At 68.6% G+C, this 16,485-nt stretch carries 16 protein-coding genes; 9 read left to right on the top strand and 7 right to left on the bottom strand.

Annotated elements, in window-relative coordinates:
• The first annotated feature begins 290 nt into the window (after nucleotides 1-290).
• On the top strand, nucleotides 291-1,124 hold the full coding sequence (locus tag ACFYTS_RS20970; protein WP_387306500.1) for a hypothetical protein: 834 nt from the start codon (nucleotides 291-293) through the stop codon (nucleotides 1,122-1,124).
• A 27-nt stretch (nucleotides 1,125-1,151) separates the two neighbouring features.
• Nucleotides 1,152-2,336 carry a hypothetical protein gene (locus tag ACFYTS_RS20965; RefSeq protein ID WP_387306498.1) on the top strand — a complete coding sequence of 395 codons (1,185 nt, stop codon included), beginning with the start codon at nucleotides 1,152-1,154 and terminating at the stop codon, nucleotides 2,334-2,336.
• A 140-nt stretch (nucleotides 2,337-2,476) separates the two neighbouring features.
• Here the strand turns inward: ACFYTS_RS20965 and ACFYTS_RS20960 are convergent, their stop codons facing one another.
• The 6 genes from ACFYTS_RS20960 to tsaA form a co-directional block, all read right to left on the bottom strand.
• Nucleotides 2,477-3,733, bottom strand: coding sequence for a dihydrolipoamide acetyltransferase family protein (locus tag ACFYTS_RS20960; protein ID WP_387306496.1), 1,257 nt, complete (start codon nucleotides 3,731-3,733; stop codon nucleotides 2,477-2,479).
• Nucleotides 3,734-3,748: 15 nt separating this feature from the next.
• A complete protein-coding gene (locus tag ACFYTS_RS20955) occupies nucleotides 3,749-4,732 on the bottom strand; it encodes an alpha-ketoacid dehydrogenase subunit beta (RefSeq protein WP_387306494.1) in 984 nt (327 codons plus the stop codon).
• Nucleotides 4,733-4,751: 19 nt separating this feature from the next.
• Nucleotides 4,752-5,906 carry a pyruvate dehydrogenase (acetyl-transferring) E1 component subunit alpha gene (pdhA, locus tag ACFYTS_RS20950; RefSeq protein WP_387306492.1) on the bottom strand — a complete coding sequence of 385 codons (1,155 nt, stop codon included), beginning with the start codon at nucleotides 5,904-5,906 and terminating at the stop codon, nucleotides 4,752-4,754.
• Between the two features lie 11 nt (nucleotides 5,907-5,917).
• Entirely contained in the window at nucleotides 5,918-7,375 is a 1,458-nt protein-coding gene (gene lpdA, locus ACFYTS_RS20945; RefSeq protein ID WP_387306490.1) for a dihydrolipoyl dehydrogenase, read from the bottom strand.
• Between the two features lie 175 nt (nucleotides 7,376-7,550).
• Nucleotides 7,551-8,753, bottom strand: a complete 1,203-nt coding sequence (locus tag ACFYTS_RS20940) for a PucR family transcriptional regulator (RefSeq protein ID WP_387306488.1) — start codon at nucleotides 8,751-8,753, stop codon at nucleotides 7,551-7,553.
• A 49-nt stretch (nucleotides 8,754-8,802) separates the two neighbouring features.
• Nucleotides 8,803-9,237, bottom strand: coding sequence for a tRNA (N6-threonylcarbamoyladenosine(37)-N6)-methyltransferase TrmO (tsaA, locus tag ACFYTS_RS20935; RefSeq protein WP_387306486.1), 435 nt, complete (start codon nucleotides 9,235-9,237; stop codon nucleotides 8,803-8,805).
• Between the two features lie 145 nt (nucleotides 9,238-9,382).
• On the opposite strand from tsaA, the gene ACFYTS_RS20930 reads away from it, so the two are divergent.
• A complete protein-coding gene (locus ACFYTS_RS20930; RefSeq protein WP_387306484.1) occupies nucleotides 9,383-9,832 on the top strand; it encodes a hypothetical protein in 450 nt (149 codons plus the stop codon).
• A gap of 56 nt (nucleotides 9,833-9,888) precedes the next feature.
• Here ACFYTS_RS20930 and ACFYTS_RS20925 read toward each other — a convergent pair whose 3' ends face one another.
• On the bottom strand, nucleotides 9,889-10,770 hold the full coding sequence (locus ACFYTS_RS20925; protein ID WP_387306482.1) for a tyrosine-protein phosphatase: 882 nt from the start codon (nucleotides 10,768-10,770) through the stop codon (nucleotides 9,889-9,891).
• 641 nt (nucleotides 10,771-11,411) lie between these two features.
• On the opposite strand from ACFYTS_RS20925, the gene ACFYTS_RS20920 reads away from it, so the two are divergent.
• The 6 genes from ACFYTS_RS20920 to ACFYTS_RS20895 are packed head-to-tail and all read left to right on the top strand — an operon-like array spanning nucleotide 11,412 to nucleotide 16,447.
• Nucleotides 11,412-12,584, top strand: coding sequence for a 4Fe-4S dicluster domain-containing protein (locus ACFYTS_RS20920; RefSeq protein ID WP_357288797.1), 1,173 nt, complete (start codon nucleotides 11,412-11,414; stop codon nucleotides 12,582-12,584).
• The gene (locus ACFYTS_RS20915; protein WP_387306480.1) at nucleotides 12,571-13,080 is read left to right on the top strand and encodes a cyclic nucleotide-binding domain-containing protein; all 510 of its coding nucleotides are present in this window, start codon (nucleotides 12,571-12,573) and stop codon (nucleotides 13,078-13,080) included. Before ACFYTS_RS20920 ends, ACFYTS_RS20915 begins: the two co-directional genes overlap by 14 nt.
• Complete coding sequence (locus ACFYTS_RS20910) at nucleotides 13,077-13,925, top strand: FAD/NAD(P)-binding protein (protein WP_387306478.1); 849 nt, start codon at nucleotides 13,077-13,079, stop codon at nucleotides 13,923-13,925. The genes ACFYTS_RS20915 and ACFYTS_RS20910 overlap by 4 nt, the downstream gene beginning before the upstream one ends.
• The gene (locus ACFYTS_RS20905; RefSeq protein WP_357288788.1) at nucleotides 13,925-14,698 is read left to right on the top strand and encodes an oxidoreductase; all 774 of its coding nucleotides are present in this window, start codon (nucleotides 13,925-13,927) and stop codon (nucleotides 14,696-14,698) included. The genes ACFYTS_RS20910 and ACFYTS_RS20905 overlap by 1 nt, the downstream gene beginning before the upstream one ends.
• Nucleotides 14,682-15,974 carry a Ni/Fe hydrogenase subunit alpha gene (locus ACFYTS_RS20900; protein ID WP_387306476.1) on the top strand — a complete coding sequence of 431 codons (1,293 nt, stop codon included), beginning with the start codon at nucleotides 14,682-14,684 and terminating at the stop codon, nucleotides 15,972-15,974. Before ACFYTS_RS20905 ends, ACFYTS_RS20900 begins: the two co-directional genes overlap by 17 nt.
• Nucleotides 15,971-16,447 carry a hydrogenase maturation protease gene (locus ACFYTS_RS20895; protein WP_387306474.1) on the top strand — a complete coding sequence of 159 codons (477 nt, stop codon included), beginning with the start codon at nucleotides 15,971-15,973 and terminating at the stop codon, nucleotides 16,445-16,447. The genes ACFYTS_RS20900 and ACFYTS_RS20895 overlap by 4 nt, the downstream gene beginning before the upstream one ends.
• The last annotated feature ends 38 nt before the right edge of the window (nucleotides 16,448-16,485 follow it).

Genomic DNA, 16,485 nt, shown 5'->3' with positions numbered 1-16,485 from the left:
CTGACGGCTGTCACGCGCCGACAGGATGAGAGAGTAACTACCGAATCTTCTCATCATGTCGGTGGAGTGGCAACCGTCACGATCGAACGGGATACGATCGATTCCGGCCCGAGTCTCGGTCCGAAGTCATGAATGACGATGCGATACCCGAATATCCGTACTGACGAATCCATGCGTTAGGAGCGAGATGACCGAGGTGAGCGTGGACTTCCGGCCGTTCGGACCCGGCGGCCGCACCCGATCGACGGTGTTCGAAGGCAGGACGAACGGCTGAGCCCGTCGTGGACGCGATGCCGAGAACGGCTGCGGCGGTGATCGACACCGCTGCCGGTTGGTTGCGCGGCACACCCTGGGGCCGGACCGCTGGGCGGGTGTTCCAGGGCCTGTTCGAGATCGAGCTCGTCGATCGATCGCTGGCGCTGTCCGCGCAGATCTTCACATCGGTATTGCCGGTCATCATGGCGGCAACGGCCCTGAGTGGCTGGCATTCCGCGTCCGGCGCGATCCGTTTCCAGTTCGGGTTCGATCTCGGGGCGCTGCCTGTCGGTGACGCGGCGCAGGTGTCGGATTCGTCGCTGGCCGCGTTCGGTGTGGTCGGGCTGCTGATGGTCGTATTCAGCGGCACGTCGTTCGCCCGCGCGCTCGGACGCGTCTACGGGGCGGTGTGGCAGGTGAATTCGATCGGTCCACGGGATGCGTGGCGGTGGTTCGCGGCACTGTTCGCGGTCGCCTTGGCGGTCGCGCTGGTCGGGCAGACCCAGAACCTCGCGCACGTCAGCTATGTCGGGTGGCCGCTCGTGCTGGCCGGCGAGCTCGTCATCTGGACGTTGGTGTGGGCGTTCACGCCGTTCCTGCTCACGAAGGGCGCGTTGACCGGGCGCGTGGCCTGGGCGACCGGGCTGCTGACCGCGACCGGGCTGACCGCCGTGCATCTGGCCGGGCGGGTCGTGCTGCCGCGGATCACGGCCAACGCCATGCGGCACTTCGGACCCCTGGGGCTCGCTTTCACTTCTGTCAGTTGGCTTTTCGTGATGTCGGTGGTGATCGTCGGCGCTGCCTCGATCATCAAGGCCTTCGCCCAGGACGAGACCGTGATCGGACGGTTTCTGCACGGCTCGAATTGACCATCGCACGATCGAGGCGGGACAGTCATGGCGGCTTCCGAACCCGAACCCGAACGCCCACGCCGTAGCGCGGGACGGTGGACGGCCACGGCCGTACTGCTGACACTGTTCGCCGTCCTGGCGATCGCATCGGTCCTCGCTGGATTCGCGCACCGAGAATTGCTCGACACCGACCGCTACGTCCGGACCGTCACGCCGTTGTCCGCCGACCCCGCACTGCGAGAAATGCTGGCCGACCGGGCCACCGACGCGATCATGGATAGCGTCGACGTCCAATCCGTCACCGCCCAGGCCCTGGCGGCGCTGGCCGACAGCAACCCGCGCGTTCCGCGCGCGGTGACGGGGCTGGCTCCCTTGGCCACCCGGCAAGCGCGAGGTCTCGTGCGTGACACGGCCGAATCCGTTCTGGCGTCCGATCAATTCCGAACCGTATGGATCGAGGCGAATCGGCAGGCGCATCGCGGGCTGGTCGTGGTGCTGACCGGGGAGGCCCCGGCGGCGGTCGGAATGGACCAGAACGGCGCGGTGAGTGTGGCGTTGGGCCCGATCATCGACAGGGTCCGGTCCGAATTGACCGACCGGGGCTTCACGTTCGCCGACCAGGTGCCCGCGATCGACCGCTCGTTCGTGCTCTTCCGGTCTCCCGAACTGGTCGAGGCGCGACGCTGGGTGATGCTCCTCGATCGGGTGGCCGACGTGCTGCCCTGGATCACGGTGCTCGTCGCGGCCGTCGCGGTCTGGGTCGCACCCGCGGGCGCGCGGCGTCGCGCCCTCACCTGGCTGGGTGCGACGCTGGCGCTGGCGATGGCGTTGCTCGCGGTCGCCGTCGGCATCGCACGATCGGCCTACCTGGACGCGGTGCCGGACGACGTGCTCACCCCGCAAGCCGCCGCGGCGGTGATCGACGCCTTCCTGATACGGCTGGACACCACCGTGCGAGCGATGTTCGCTCTGGCCGTGGTGATCGCGCTGGCCGCGCAATCGCACCGAGTCGTGCGCGATCCACGGGCGATCCGATCCGTCGTGGCCCGCTACCGGGGCTCGCTGCGGATCGCCGTTCTCGCCGTCGTGGCGATCACGCTGACGTTCTGGTCGTACCCGACCGGACCGGTGGTCATCTGGACGGTGCTCGCCGCCGTCACCGCATTGGTGGTCGTCGAACTGGCGGCCGGACCCGGACAGTCCCGGCCCGCGCCATCGACCGAAACGTGAAAAGCCGGATGACGGGGACCGGCCGGGTAAAACCGGTCCACGCCATCCGGCGATTCCGCCCGCCACCGGGTGAGTTCGGCTCACGGCGGGCAACGCCGTCCGATCCTGGATCAGAAAATCGGACGACGGTCTCGGGGTGACTAGGTCACTATGCGCAGCGGGTGCTCGATGAGTTCCTTCAGCTGCTGCAGGAACTTCGCCGCGACCGCGCCGTCGATCGAACGGTGATCCGCCGACAGCGTGACGCGCAGGGTCTTGCGCGACACCACCTTCTCGCCGTCGAGCTTCAACTCGTCCTGCGCGGCGCCGACCGCGAGGATCGCCGACTCCGGCGGGTTGATCACGGCGGTGAACTGCTCGATACCGAACATGCCCAGGTTGGAGATGGTGAAGGTGCCGCCGGACATGTCCTCGCCCTTCAGCTTCCGGTCGCGGGCGCGACCGGCCTTCTCCCGGCCCTCCGCCGCGATGGCCGACACCGACTTGCGGTCCGCGTCATGAATGACGGGCACGAACAGGCCCGCGTCGGTGGCCACGGCGATGCCGATATTGATCGCCTTGTGCCGCAACAGCTTGTCGCCCGCGAAGGAGACGTTCACCGACGGATCCAGGCGCAGCGCGGTGGCGACCGCCTTCACGAGCAGGTCGTTCACGCTGACCTTGCCGGAACCGGTCTCCTCCAGGGTCTTGTTGATCTGCGCGCGGAAGGCCAGCAGCTCGGTCACGTCGATGGCGCTGGTCAGGTAGATGTGCGGCGCCTGCTGCATGGACTCGGTCAGGCGCTGGGCCGAGACGCGCTGAATGGTGGTCAGCGGGATCTCGTCGTAGTCGCCGGTGGCCGGGGACACGGACGCCGGAGCCGGAGCCACGGCAGGGGCGGCGGGTGCGGCCGCGACGGGAGCGGCTGTACTGCTCGCGGTTTCGACGTCCTGCTTGGTGACGCGGCCGCCGGGGCCGGTGCCGGTCACCGCGGTGATGTCGACGCCGAGCTCCTTGGCGACCTTGCGGGCCAGCGGAGACGACTTCTTGCGCTCGCCGTCAGCGGAAACCGCGGGGGTGCCGCCGCTTCCGTTCACGGCGGCCGGATTGCCCTGCGCGGCAGGAGCGGCGGGGGCCGGAGCCGCGGCGGCGGCGGGCGCGGCCGGGGCGGAGGAGGACCCGCTCCCGTCACCCAGGATCGCGATGGCCTCACCGATCGGCACGCGCGCACCGGCTTCGGCGATGATCCGCTCGAGCACCCCGTCCTCATAGGCCTCGAGCTCCATGAGCGCCTTGTCGGTTTCGATCTCGGCCAGGATCTCGCCGGCCTTGACCTGGTCGCCGACCTGCTTGAGCCAGGCCGCGACGACGCCCTCCTCCATGGTGTCGGAGAGCCGGGGCATGGTTACTTCGGACATGGTTCCTTCCGGATCTCAGCGGCGCTTGCCCACGGCGGCAAGGGTTTCGGTGGCGGCCCGGTACAGCGACTCGGGCGAGGGCAGCGCCAGCTTCTCCAGGGGCTTGGCGTAGGGCAGCGGCACCTCGGCCATGGCGACGCGGCGGACGGGGGCGTCGAGGTAGTCGAACGCGCCGTCGGAGATGGACGCCGCGATCTCCGCGCCGATGCCGTAGGTCAGCCAGTCGTCCTCGCCGATGACGGCGCAGCCGGTCTTCTTGACCGAGGAGATGATGGTGTCGCGGTCCAGCGGGCGCAGGCTGCGCAGGTCGATGACCTCCGCCGAGATGCCGTCGGCGGCAAGCTGTTCGGCGACCTGGGTGCAGACGTTCGCCATTCGGGAGTAGCCGATCAGGGTGATGTCGGTGCCCTCGCGGGTGACCGCGGCCTTGCCGATCTCGACCGGCGGCAGGTCCTCGGGGACCTCGCCCTTGGTGTTGTAGAGCGACAGGTTCTCCAGGAACAGCACCGGATCGTTGTCGGCGATCGCGGCCTTCATCAGCGCCGCCGCGTCGGCGGGCGTCGACGGCGCGACGACCTTCAGGCCGGGCACGAACGCGTAGTACAGCTCGATGTTCTGCGAATGCGTCGCACCCAGCTGCTGGCCGCCGCCCCCGGGGGTGCGGATGACCATGGGTACGGCGGTCTGCCCGCCGAACATGCCGTAGATCTTGGCGGCATGATTGACGATCTGGTCCAGCGCCAGCAGCGAGAAGTTGATCGTCATGATCTCGACGACCGGGCGCAGGCCCAGCATGGCGGCGCCGATGGCCGCGCCGACGAAACCCTCTTCGGCGATCGGGGTGTCGCGCACCCGCTTCTCACCGAACTCGGCCAGCAGGCCGGCGGTGATCTTGTACGAGCCTTCGAAGACGCCGATCTCCTCACCGATGAGGAAGACGTCGTCGTCGCGCCGCATCTCCTCGCGGAGGGTCTCGCGCAGCGCTTCACGGTAGGTCATGACAGCCACGGTGATGTCCTTAGGCGGTGAAGAGCGGATCACCGGGCAGGCGATGGGAATCGCCCGCGACCGGGGTCGCGTAGTTGTAATCGAACAGGGTGGCCGGGTCCGGATGCGGGGACTGGTCGGCGAAATCGACCGCGACGCGCACGCGTTCCTTCACATCGGCCTCGATGGCGGCGGCCGACTCCTCGGTCAGTACGCCCGCCTCCAGCAGACGGTTGTGCCACAACACGATCGGGTCGTGCGCGACCGCGGTGGAGACGGCGTCCTCGGCGCGGTACTTGGCCGGGTCCACCACCGAATGCCCCTTGAGCCGGTAGGAGACGGCCTCCAGCAGCGCGGGCTTGCCCTCACGGCGCGCGGTCTCGATGAGATCGGCGGCGACCTCGCGCACGGCCAGCACATCGGTGCCGTCCACCCGCTCACCGCGCATGCGGTACGAGGCGGCGCGCTTCCACAGATCCGGTTCGGCCGAGGACTTCTCGACGGTGGTGCCCATACCGGTCTGGTTGTTGATCACCAGGAACACCACGGGCAGATTCCACAGCGCCGCGATGTTCAGCGACTCGTGGAACGCGCCGATGTTCGTGGTGCCCTCACCCATCTGGCACACCACGACGTCATCACCGCCGCGGTAGTCGATGGCCAGCGCCGCGCCGATGGCGAGCGGCACCTGGCCGCCGACGATGGCGTAACCGCCGAGCAGCCGGGTCTCGGTGTCGTACATGTGCATCGACCCGCCCCAGCCCTTGGAGGTGCCGGTGGAGCGGCCGTACAGCTCGGCCATGACGCGGCCGGGCTCGATGCCCTTGGCCAGCGCGTAGCCGTGCTCGCGGTAGTTGGTGAACAGGTAGTCGGTGGGACGCATGGCCCGCCCGACACCGACGACGGTGGCTTCCTCACCCAGGTTCAGGTGGCAGTAGCCGCCGATCTTGGCCTGCTGATACGCCTGCGCGGTGCGCTCCTCGAAGCGGCGGATGAACAGCATCTCACTGTACAGCTCGCGCAGGGTCGCGGCGTCGGTGCCACCGAAATCGGCTCCGCCGAGCAGGGTTTCGGCGCCGGATACGGCTACGTCCGCGGACTGGTCGGCCGGGCGGGTGGCCTTGCGCGCCGGCTTGCGCGGCGCGGCGGTGGTCTGTGTCAGCTCCGCTGCAGTGGTCGTGGTCATGACGGAACTCCTCAACGCTTCCGGGGCGGCGCGACGTGAATCGGCAGGCCCAGCCCGACCAGGGCGGCCTCCATACCGATCTCGCCGAGGGTGGGGTGGGCGTGAATGGTCTCGGCCAGCTCGTCGAGGGTCGCCTCCAGCGAGATCGCCAGGGCCCCTTCGGTGATCAGGTCGCTGGCCGACGGGCCGATGATGTGCACGCCCAGCACTTCGCCGTGCTTCTTGCCCGCGACGATCTTCAGGAAGCCCTCCTGATCGCCGAAGGACTTGGCCCGGCCCAGTGCCGCGAACGGGAACTTGGCGGCCACGATGTCGTGGCCCGCGGCCTTGGCGGCGTCCTCGGTGAGGCCGACGCTCGCGATCTCCGGATGCGTGAAGGTGGCCGCCGGGATCACGTTGTAGTCGATGTGGGCGGCGTGACCGGCGATGGTGTCGGCGGCGACCAGGCCCTGATGCGAGGCCACGTGCGCGAGCAGCGCCTTACCGGTGACGTCACCGATGGCGTAGACGTGCTCGACGCCGGTGCGCAGGTGCTCGTCAACCGGAATGAAACCCCGTGCGTCGGTGGCGATTCCGGCGACCTCCAGGCCCAGCCCGGCGGTATTGGGGCGGCGGCCGACGCCGACCAGCACCACGTCCGCGGGCAGCTCCTGCGGCTTGTCTCCGCCGACCGTGACGGTCAGACCCGCATCGCCCTCGGCGATGGCGGTGACGGTCGCGCCGGTCAGCACCGTGATGCCCCGCTTGGTGAACGAGCGGACCAGCGCGGCGCCGATCTCCTTGTCCTCCAACGGAACCAGGCGATCCTGCATCTCCACCACGGTGACGTCCGCGCCGAACTCGTGAAACAGGTTGGCCCACTCCGCGCCCACGGCGCTGCCGCCGATGACGACCAGGCGCTTGGGCACCTCGGTCAGACCGAACGCGCCGTCGGAGGTGATGACGCCGGGCAGGTCCGCGCCCGGGATCGGCAGGACGGCCGGGACCGATCCGGTCGCGACGATGACGTCCTTCGCGCTGACGGTGCGCACGGCGTTGGCGGTCGGGGCGGCGGCGTAGCGTGGGCCGCCCTCGAAGATCGGCGACGGACCGGCCTCGACGACCTCGACCGTGGTCGGGCTCGTGAACCGGGCGTGGCCCTCGATGACGGTGACGCCATTGGCCTCGAGCAGGCCCGCGACCCCGTCGGTCAGTTCCTTGACGATGCCGTCCTTGCGCTGCCGCACCGCGGCGTAGTCGAAGCGCAGGTTATCGGCGTAGATGCCGAATTCGGCGGCGTGCGCGATGGTGTGGAAGACCTCCGCCGAGCGCAGCATCGCCTTGGTCGGGATGCAGCCCCAGTTCAGGCAGACGCCGCCCGGGCGTTCCTTCTCGACCAGGCCGACGGTGAGGCCTCGTTGAGCGGCGCGGATGGCGGCGACGTACCCGCCGGGACCGCCACCGATCACCAGAAGATCGAATTCCGGCACTCGTGGTGCTCCTCGTTCTCGATAACTCGACCCGCCATCGGTTGTGATGCGAGTCATTGCGAACGAGTCTGTCGGTCCCCATTTGCACAATCAATGCACTCGAAGCCCATATATGTCAGTGCGTGACTGGGCGGAGAGCACAATTTGTACCAGTGAGTAGCGTGCTTTCGGCGGTTCAGCCGAGGGTGGTCCCGGGCAATTCCAGAGCGGCCAGTGCGAGCGAAAGTTCCAGGTAGGCGCGCTGGCCTTCCAAGGGTCGGCCGAGCAGCATGGTGATGCGCTGCAACCGGTTGATGACCGTGTTCCGATGGCAGTGCAACTTGGGTGCGGCATTGGCCGCCGAGCAGTTCTCGGCGAGCCAGACGGCCAAAGTCCGCAGCAGAATGTCACGTTCTTTCGGCGGCAATTCCAGGACCGGGCCGAGGGTCCGGGCGACCAGAAGATCGGTCAGATCGGGGGAGCGCAGCAGCAGCGCCTCCGGATAGCGCTCGTCCAGCGAGACCAGCAGCCCGGCCGCGTCCCCGGGCACGGTATCCAGCGCCAGCACCGCCAGCCCGTGCGCGGTATCGATGCCCGCCAGCCCGGCGACCGCGGGGGAGACCCCCGCCCGGCCCCGGATCAACGGCCGAAGCTGTTGCAGCACAACCGAACTGTCCCGATGCTCCAGCGACACCAGCCCGACCGTCGAATCCACCCGCTCGTGCCACACCGAGCGCACCCCCGAAACCCCCAGCGCCGCCTCCGCACCCGTGTGCAGCCGCGGCCCGCCCTCACCGCGCGCCACCACCACGAGATACGCGCCGTGCGCGGGCAGATTCAGCTCGCGCCCGGCGCGCGCCGCGAACGTGGCGTCGTGGGCGCGCCCGGCGAGCAGGTCCTCGATCAGCGAATGCCGGCGCCGCTCATCACTGCGCACCCGATCCAGCTCGGTGTTCCGGTACGAGGTGACCAGCGCCGACGACATGCCGTCCACCACCGCCCACATGGCCGACCCGACCTGCCGGGTCTCCGCCGACCCGATGTCATCGGCCTTGTCCAGCAACGCTTCCCACACGATCTGGCCGCCGAGCCGGAACGTCCGCAGCATCGCCTCCAGCGGCACCCCCTGCTCGGCGCGCCGCCTGCCGATCGCCGCGGCCACATCGTCGCCGTCCGGATTCCGCGGCAACCCGCCCAGCAGATCCAGAATCCGCGTCAGATACCGGCGACAGCCGTCCCGCAGATCCGCGCGCGGCACCGCCGTGTAATCCGTCCACCCAGGGTTGTCCGTGAAGATCGCCGCCATCAACTGCTTGGTCAACGCGGGCACCTCGGCCTGACACGCCGCGGCCAGCCTCTGAGTGCCGACCGCCGGGATCGGATGCCTGGGTGCCGCCATGGCACTCAACCTACTCCCGAGGGCCGCCCGCCCGTCCCATCCGGGCCGGTCAGCGGGTTTCGACCCCGCCCAGCACCGGCTTGATATCGAGAATCGGCGTCCCGTCGATCGCCTCCAGCCCCGCCACCCCCAGCACGTCCGGCGACACCTCGGTCAGCGTCACCTCGTGCAGGCCGATCGGGTTCGGCCGGTCGGGGGAGCGGGTCGCGAAGACACCGGTCGCCGGACGGGAACGGTCCCCCCGCGGATGCACCGCGAGCACTTCCCGGTTGCCCGCGTGCAACCAGGTCAGCAGGATCACCCGCATACCGGGCTGAAGATCCGCCGCCGCCGCGGCGAATTCGGGCGCCAGTACCACCTCGGCGGGCGGCGCGTCCTCATCGGGCTGGCGCGGCGCCCCGGCGCGGCCGGTGAGCGGGGAGCGGACGTGGCCGACCGGGCGCACCTCGAAATGGTCAGGGCTGCCGGAGAATTCCGAGGACATGGATCTTCTGCTCCTTGCACCGTGGCGATGATGGCGATGTCCATGATCGTCTGTGCTGATCGAAGTCGCCAATATTTCCGTGATCGGACTGGGCGGCACGGTAATTCGTCCGGTGGTTGCACTGGACGGCGTATGATCGGCCGGGATGGGCATCCAGGGCCAGCGCGAACGAATAGTCACCACCGACTGGGAAGTGTTCGCGCGCAGGCTGGCCACCTTTCTCGCCGGGTTGCCATCCCGCGCCACCCTCACCCTCGTCGCCACCGGCAATCGATACGTGCAATTCCAGCAGTTCGACATCAATCTCTCCGCCGAACTCACCGGTAATTACTATTTGCCCGAACCGATTTCGGAGGCCGCCGCCCAATTACTGCGCGACCTCGGCTGGACCGCTCCCGCCCTGCAACGCGAAATCGAGAACTGGCGGCGCACCCTGCGCTGGCCGATCACCCGCACCGCCTTCGAGGACCTCGCCCGCTCCGCCACCCGCGGCCTGCACGAGGCCCTCGGCGTCGGCGACCCCGGCGACCTGCGCGCCAGCGCCTGGGCGGAGACAACCGCTCTGGACCTGTCCGCCTTGAGTTCCCGGCGATAGCCGGGCACGCGACGGCCCCGCCGCACGCGGTACGACGGGGCCGGAACGAGTGAGGGTCAGCCCACCAGGGTCTTGTGCAGCTTCACGATGGTCGCGGCGTCGATGCCCAGACCCTTGGTGAGGAACTTGCCGAAATCACCGTACTGCGCGTTCATCTTGTCGATCGCGTTGTTCAGGTACTCGTCGCTGACGACCTGCAACGGGATCAGCAGATCCGGGTTCTGCATGATGCCCGCCTGCTTCAGCTGCGCGCGCTGCGCGGCATCCGCGGCCGACCGGTACTGGTTCGACAGCAGGTAGTCCTGACGGGCAACGTTTTCCGGCACACCCACGGCGCGCAGCATCACATACGTCATCCACCCGGTGCGGTCCTTGCCCGCGGTGCAGTGGTACAGCGTCGCGCCGCCGGATGCCGCGATGTCCTTGATCGTCTGCCCGAACTTCGCCATCGAATCCGGCGTCAGGAAGCTCTGATACATGTCCCGCATCATCTGCTCGGCCTTGCCGTCACCCAGCGCCGCCTGCTGCACCGCCGGATCCTTCGACCCGATGGCCTGCACCATCTTCAGATACATCCCCCCGTCGCTGATCGGCCGAGACACCGCGGTGGCCCCCGGAATCGCCCGATCCGCGCCCTGCGCCCCCACCTCGGCCTGCGTCCGGAAGTCGATCACCGACTTGATCCCCAGCGCCCCCAGCTGCTGCACATCGGCGTCGGTCAGCTTCCCGAGCGCATCCGCCCGAATCACCTTCCCCGACTTGGTCGAATCCCCGGTGTAGGTCGCATACCCCCCGATATCGCGCACATTGACGGCCCCCTGCAACGTGATCCGAGTCGCCTCGGTGTGCATGATCGGCGGCGCCGCCAGAGCCACGGACGGCACCCCGGCCACCCCGCCCCCGAGCAGCGCCCCCGCCGCAGCAGTCACAACGAGCATTGAAATACGAAGTCGTGCAAATCGTTTGATGTTCACGGCCGCGACGCTAGGGGTGCTTACGCGCACCCCGCCCGGTTACCCACCGGTCCTCCCACCCACCGGTGCCCCGTCCCCACCCACCGGGACCCCACCTGGACCACCCCGAACGCCTCTGCACCCCAGTAACTCTCGCGCAACCATTCTACTCCCGAAGGTCCTGGAACCGAATCTCGGGGATGTGACCTGACCCAGCTTGGTGCGATTGCGGGAGTTTCCCGCAGCTCGAGTGAGCACGCGGAGCCCGCTCGGATCTTTGGCGTCGAAAGAAGTACGTGAGCGCCGATCCCAGGAGCGTTCCGGTGACGGTGATGGTGGCGGCGAATACGGCGGTCATGGGTCCTCGGGACGCGTGAGAGCGGATCGCGATTCCGCTCTCGCCGCCCGGGGCCCGGCCGTGCAAGTCGCACCTTCGGGATGGACCTACCGGCGGTATCCAAGAACTGGAGCGAGTTCGGGACCTTGGATGCGAGGATGTCGGCTCTCGCCACTGACCTGCCGACCCGGGCACTCCGGCCCCGCACCGAGGACCTTCGGCGCTGTTCGCGGCCGCGCCGTGCCGATCAGACTGGAATCGAACGACGTGTGGGAGAACGGAGGCTTCCGTGACCATCGGCGACACCGTGACAATCGACCGCGACGGGCTCGACCGGCTGGTCGCGGTGCTACAGGAGAACTCATATCGGGTCATCGGCCCGACGATGCGTGACAACGCGATCATCCTCGACGAACTCGACACTCCGGCCGCACTGCCCGCCGGGTGGGGCGTGCACACCGAGCCAGGCCGGTATCGCGTGTATCGCCGCTCCGACCAGGCGGTCTTCGCGCATTCGGCCGGGCCGGGGTCGTGGAAACAGTTCCTGCATCCACCGCACCGCCTGATCGCACGACTCGACGCCGACCTGAATCTCGAAGCGGCCGGAGAGGGCCCGACACCGGCGACCGGGCCGTCGTCGCAGCCACCGCAACCGGATCGCCCCGCCGCATTCTTCGGTGTGCGCGGCTGCGATATGGCCGCCATCCGCATTCTGGGGCGGGTGCTCGGCGGAGACGCCTACCCGGACTCGGCTTTCGCGGCCCGCTGCGCCGGTCTGTTCATCGTCGCTGTGAACTGCACCGAGCCGGGCGGGGTGTGTTTCTGCGCGTCGATGGGCACCGGGCCGGGCGTCTCCGTCGGATACGATCTCGCGCTCACCGAACGCATCGACGACAGCGGGCATCGGTTCCTGGTAGAGGTGGGCACTGCGGCGGGCGAGCGCATACTCGCAGAGCTCCGCTCGCACCCGGCGACCCAGGCCGAGATCGCGGATGCCCGCGCCGAGGTGGCAGCCGCGGCGGGTCGCATGGGCCGCAGCATGCCGGACGCGGACCTACGCGCGGTGATTCGCGAATCCCACGAATCACCGCAGTGGGAGGACGTGGCGAGCCGCTGCCTGACCTGTGGCAACTGCACCATGGTGTGCCCCACCTGCTTCTGCACCACTACCGAGGACGTCACCGATCTCACCGGCGACCATGCCGAACGCTGGGAGCGCTGGGCGTCGTGCTTCGAATTGGATTTCTCCCATGTGCACGGCGGCAGCGTCCGGCAGTCGGGCGAGAGCCGGTACCGGCAGTGGCTCAGCCACAAACTCGGCACGTGGTACGACCAGTTCGGCAGCTCCGGCTGCGTGGGCTGCGGACGCTGCATCGCATGGTGCCCGGCCGGGATCGATCTGACCGCTGAGATGGGCCGGCTCGTCGAACTGCGCGAGGAGGCCGACGATGGTCACCACTGAGGAACTGTCCGCGTTCACCTCGCTGGCCGCACTCGACGGCGCGAAACTGGAAACGCTGGCCCGGGCCGGGCATGCGGTGCACTATCCGGCCGGGCAGCGCCTGATCGTGGAAGGCCGACGGGCCGACCGCTGCTGGCTCATCAGCGAAGGACGGGTAGTGCTGGACGCGGGGGTGCCGGGGCGTGGCGATGTCGTGGTGCAGACACTCGGTCCGGGCGATCTGCTCGGCTGGTCGTGGCTGGTTCCGCCGTACCGATGGCATTTCGGTGCGATCACCGCCGAACCCGTGCGAGCGATCGAATTCGATTCGACTCGGCTGACCGAATTCGCCGCCGCCGACCCGAGTTTCGGCCATGCACTGACGCTGCTGCTGTTCGAGGCGCTCCTCGAGCGACTGCAGGCCACCCGCGCCCGGTTGCTGGATCTCTACCGCAATCCCGGCGAAACCTGCACCGCCACACCGATACGCCTGGGCACGTCAGGTGACGATCGATGATCGCCGAGGCCCGCGCCCGCGCGTCCGCGGACACCATGCTCCCGTATCGGGTGACCCGCCGCATCCCGCAGACCAGCGACACCGCGACCCTGGTGCTTGCCCCGGTCGACGCTGCCGCACAACGGTTCCGGTCCGGGCAGTTCATGATGCTCTACCGCTTCGGCGTGGGCGAGGTCGCCATCTCTGTCAGTGGAAATCCCTGTGCCGCAGTCGATTTCCTCGAGCACACCATCCGCGCGGTCGGCGCGGTGAGCGCGGCCCTGCACGACGCCCCGGTCGGCGCGGCGATCGGAGTGCGCGGACCGTTCGGGACCGGTTGGGATCTCGGCTCCGCCATCGGGCGCGATCTGGTGATCGTCGGCGGCGGAGTCGGGCTGGCGCCGCTGCGCCCGGTCGTACTGGAGGCGCTGGCGCGGCGCACCGAGTTTCGGAGGATCGTCCTGATCACCGGTGCGCGCACACCCGATGACATCCTTTTCCGCGACGACCAGCAGGTCTGGGCCAGCGACGGCCTGCTCGAACTGCATCAGACCGTCGACCATCCGGCTCCCGGCTGGACGGGACCGATCGGCTTCGTCACCGAACCGCTCGCGAAACTGGTCGTCGATCCGGGCAACACCACGGCATTCCTCTGCGGTCCCGAACCGATGATGCGGTTCTGCGCGAACACCCTGCTGCGCAAGGGCGTCCCGCCCACCGATATCCGAGTCACCCTCGAACGCAATATGCAATGCGGTGTGGCCCGCTGTGGCCATTGCCAGCTCGGTCCGCTGCTGCTGTGCCGCGACGGCCCGGTCGTGGACTACGCGGTAGCCGAACCCCTGCTGTCGGTACGGGAGCTCTGATGACGACGCCCACTCTCGCGGTCTGGAAGTTCACTTCCTGCGACGGCTGCCAGCTCACCCTGCTGGATTGCGAGGACGAACTGCTCGCGCTGGCGGGCCGGGTCCGCATCGCTCACTTCATCGAGGCGAGCAGCGCGGTCGAGCCCGGGCCCTATGACGTTTCGCTGGTCGAGGGTTCGGTCAGCACGCCCGACGAGCAGCGCCGGATCCTCGAGATCCGCTCGCAGTCACGGATTCTCGTGACGATCGGCGCCTGCGCCAGTCACGGCGGCATCCAGGCGCTGCGCAACTTCGCCGACATCACCGAATTCGCGTCGGTGGTATATGCCAGCCCGCAGTACATTTCGACGCTGGACACCGCGACGCCGATCGCGGCGCACGTGCCGGTCGACTACGAGCTGCGCGGCTGCCCGATCGACCGCCGCCAACTGCTGGAAACCCTGTGCGCGCTGCTGGCCGGGCGCGAACCCGACCTGCCGAACACCAGCGTCTGCACCGAATGCAAACGCCGCGGCAATACCTGTGTGATGGTCGCCGACGGCATTCCCTGTCTCGGCCCGGTCACCCAGGCGGGATGCGGCGCCCTGTGCCCGTCCTACCATCGCGGCTGCTACGGCTGCTTCGGCCCGATGGAACGGCCCAATATCGGTGCGCTGCTGCCGATCCTGCGGATCAACGGCATGGATGCCGTCGCTATCGACCGAGTGTTCAGCACGGTCGCGGTCGCCGCGCCGGACTTCGCCGAGAGGAGCCGGGATGAGCCATCGCAGTAGGCAATTGCGGGTCAGCTCGCTGGCGCGCGTGGAGGGCGAGGGCGCGCTGCGGGTTGTCGTCGAGGACGGCCGGGTGGAGCGGGCAGAGCTCAATATCTACGAACCGCCGCGATTCTTCGAGGCCTTCCTGCGCGGCCGGGCGTACACCGAGCCACCCGATATCACCGCCCGGATCTGCGGCATCTGCCCGGTGGCGTATCAGACCAGCGCCTGCAACGCGCTCGAACAGATCTGCGGCATCGCACTGGATCCGCCACTGACCGCGCTGCGCCGCCTGCTGTACTGCGGCGAGTGGATCTCGAGTCATTCCCTTCACATCCACCTGCTGCACCTGCCCGACTTCCTCGGTTACCCGGACGCCATCGCCCTGGCCGCCGACCATCGCGAACTGGTCGAGCACGGGCTGGCCATCAAAAAGGCGGGCAATACACTGCTCGAACTGATCGGTGGCCGTCCCATCCACCCGATCAATGTCCGGGTCGGCGGTTTCTATTCGGTGCCCGGCCGCGCCGATCTGGAACCGGTCGCCGAACAGCTGCGCCGGGCCCAGGACTACGCGATCGAAACCGCCTGCCGGGTCGCACAGTTCGACTTCCCGGACCTGGAGCTCGACCACGATCTACTCGCAGCCACCACACCGGACCGTTACGCCATCGAGGACGGCACCGTGTCGACCAGCACCGGACTCGACTTCCCCGCAAGTGAATTCGGCGAGCACGTGGTCGAGGAACAGGTTCCGCATTCCACCGCGCTGCACGCGCGATTGGACGGGCGACGCTACCTGACCGGTCCCCTGGCTCGATACAGTCTCAACTCCCGGCGACTCTCCCCACTCGCCCGCCAGGTCGCCGCCTCGGCCGGACTCGGCCCGGAGTGCCGTAATCCGTTTCGCAGCATCGTGGTTCGCGCCGTCGAGGTGGTGTACGCCATCGATGAGGCGCTACGTCTCATTGCCGACTACGTGCCGCCAGCCCACCCCGCGGTGCCCTGCGCCCCACAGCCTGGCGCCGGCCACGGCATCAGCGAGGCCCCGCGCGGATTGCTCTATCACCGTTACGAAATCGACGCCGCGGGCTCCATCCGGGCGGCCACCATCATTCCGCCGACCTCCCAGAACCAGGCCGCCATCGAGGAAGATCTACGCCAGGTGGTGTCCGAGCACCTCGACCTGGACGACGCGGCGCTGACCACCCTGTGCGAGCGCACCATCCGCAACTACGATCCGTGCATCTCCTGCTCGGCCCACTTCCTCGAGCTCGACGTGGTGCGCCGATGAGCGGTCCGCGAGCCGTTGTCATCGGCGTCGGCAACGAGTACCGGCACGACGACGGCATCGGCCCCGCCGTGGCCACCGAACTCGAAAGGCTGGGCCTGCCCGACGTTCTCGTGGCATCGAGCGACGGCGAGCCGACTGGTCTGCTGGATCTCTGGGCCGCCGCGGAGCTGGCGATCGTGGTCGATGCCGTCCTCTGTGAACCTTCCACCCCCGGCCGGGTCTGGCGCACCACCGTCGATGCCCTGCGCGGCCTCACCCACGCGGCCAGCTCCCACGCCATGGGCATCCCCGACGCCCTCCCCCTGGGCCGCGCCCTCGGTAAGGTCCCCGCCGAACTCGTCGTCCTCGCCGTCGAAGCCCACCGCCTCGACCTCGGCGTCGGCCTCTCCGCCCCGGTCGCCGCCGCCCTCCCCGACATCATCGCCGCCGTCCGGACCGAACTCGCCCGTCTCGGCATCCCGACGAATGAATGAACGCTCAACGGTGGGTCCGAAGCCCCGATCCCGATTCC

This window comes from Nocardia sp. NPDC004151, assembly GCF_042874235.1.
Classification (GTDB): Bacteria; Actinomycetota; Actinomycetes; order Mycobacteriales; family Mycobacteriaceae; genus Nocardia.
The sequence above is the reverse complement of the archived record's forward strand: the minus strand, read 5'-3'. Positions and strand labels throughout refer to the sequence as shown.

What these genes read in the sequence shown, in the direction of transcription:
- ACFYTS_RS20940 (WP_387306488.1), bottom strand. Translation starts at nt 8,753, where the DNA reads ATGGCGGCACCCAGGCATCCGATCCCGGCGGTCGGCACTCAGAGGCTG.
- tsaA (WP_387306486.1), bottom strand. Translation starts at nt 9,237, where the DNA reads ATGTCCTCGGAATTCTCCGGCAGCCCTGACCATTTCGAGGTGCGCCCG.
- ACFYTS_RS20960 (WP_387306496.1), bottom strand. Translation starts at nt 3,733, where the DNA reads ATGTCCGAAGTAACCATGCCCCGGCTCTCCGACACCATGGAGGAGGGC.
- ACFYTS_RS20915 (WP_387306480.1), top strand. Translation starts at nt 12,571, where the DNA reads ATGGTCACCACTGAGGAACTGTCCGCGTTCACCTCGCTGGCCGCACTC.
- ACFYTS_RS20965 (WP_387306498.1), top strand. Translation starts at nt 1,152, where the DNA reads ATGGCGGCTTCCGAACCCGAACCCGAACGCCCACGCCGTAGCGCGGGA.
- ACFYTS_RS20970 (WP_387306500.1), top strand. Translation starts at nt 291, where the DNA reads ATGCCGAGAACGGCTGCGGCGGTGATCGACACCGCTGCCGGTTGGTTG.
- ACFYTS_RS20930 (WP_387306484.1), top strand. Translation starts at nt 9,383, where the DNA reads ATGGGCATCCAGGGCCAGCGCGAACGAATAGTCACCACCGACTGGGAA.
- ACFYTS_RS20895 (WP_387306474.1), top strand. Translation starts at nt 15,971, where the DNA reads ATGAGCGGTCCGCGAGCCGTTGTCATCGGCGTCGGCAACGAGTACCGG.
- ACFYTS_RS20925 (WP_387306482.1), bottom strand. Translation starts at nt 10,770, where the DNA reads ATGCTCGTTGTGACTGCTGCGGCGGGGGCGCTGCTCGGGGGCGGGGTG.
- ACFYTS_RS20955 (WP_387306494.1), bottom strand. Translation starts at nt 4,732, where the DNA reads ATGACCTACCGTGAAGCGCTGCGCGAGACCCTCCGCGAGGAGATGCGG.
- ACFYTS_RS20905 (WP_357288788.1), top strand. Translation starts at nt 13,925, where the DNA reads ATGACGACGCCCACTCTCGCGGTCTGGAAGTTCACTTCCTGCGACGGC.
- ACFYTS_RS20900 (WP_387306476.1), top strand. Translation starts at nt 14,682, where the DNA reads ATGAGCCATCGCAGTAGGCAATTGCGGGTCAGCTCGCTGGCGCGCGTG.
- pdhA (WP_387306492.1), bottom strand. Translation starts at nt 5,906, where the DNA reads ATGACCACGACCACTGCAGCGGAGCTGACACAGACCACCGCCGCGCCG.
- ACFYTS_RS20910 (WP_387306478.1), top strand. Translation starts at nt 13,077, where the DNA reads ATGATCGCCGAGGCCCGCGCCCGCGCGTCCGCGGACACCATGCTCCCG.